This window comes from Bacillus cereus, assembly GCF_015071065.1.
In the GTDB taxonomy this organism is placed as follows: Bacteria; Bacillota; Bacilli; order Bacillales; family Bacillaceae_G; genus Bacillus_A; species Bacillus_A cereus_BA.
The window spans coordinates 1-805 of sequence record NZ_VOVA01000080.1; the positions used below are offsets into that span (position 1 = coordinate 1).

Below are 805 nucleotides of genomic sequence, written 5' to 3' on the forward strand. Positions count from 1 at the left end.
TCCGTTATCAGTAGTCAATCTATCTAGAATCCTATTAAAGTCTCTTTAGAATATCTGAAGGGGCTTTTTATTTACATAATCAAACGTTATTACTAATTTGTAATTGCTCTAAAAGATAATCACAGACATTCACAAAAATACATTGTTTTTTTAAACTTAATAACAAGTATTTCAATTCAAATTCTTGATAAAAAATCTTAGTGATATATAGTTTAAACTCATCTAAATTAGGCCTTTCTGGGCTATATAGCATATCTAAAGGAAGTTTAAATTTAGAAAATAAATGATCATTTTGGGCAAAAATCGAAACTTCTTCTCTAGTTAATCGATCATGAAATGCAATTAAAATTTTTCTTAAAGCATTTACTTGTTCTTCTTCAAATTCATAATCTATAACGAATCTATAAAATGGGAATTCGTCTGACTGAATCATACTTTGCATAAGTCTAAATTGATATCTTAATAAAGTCACTTCTTTGATTAAATCCATGTTCCTCCTCCTTTATTTCCCTAAATTAACCAGTTTATCATAACAATTTATAACTTGAAATACAAATACTTATGATATATCACCCATACAATTTTAATTAACATAACCTATCATTATCAATAGTCAACGATGCATAAAATTTTCGTTATGGGGGTAATTAAAAATATTAGCTTGATAGCGATGGGGTTCAGCCAGCAAATGATTAGAGATAGTTAATAAATATCTGTTTTATAGTTGGTATGTGAACATAACTATACTTTTTTATATGTATAAATTATTAATGAATATAGATATATGTTGTTCTATAAGAATCCC

General features: G+C 26.1%; 1 protein-coding gene. It reads right to left on the reverse strand.

Going from position 1 to position 805, the window contains the following annotated elements; translation table 11 throughout:
- Positions 1-79 precede the first annotated feature (79 nt).
- Complete coding sequence (locus FT637_RS29550; protein WP_193649253.1) at positions 80-490, reverse strand: DUF1878 family protein; 411 nt, start codon at positions 488-490, stop codon at positions 80-82.
- Positions 491-805 lie beyond the last annotated feature (315 nt).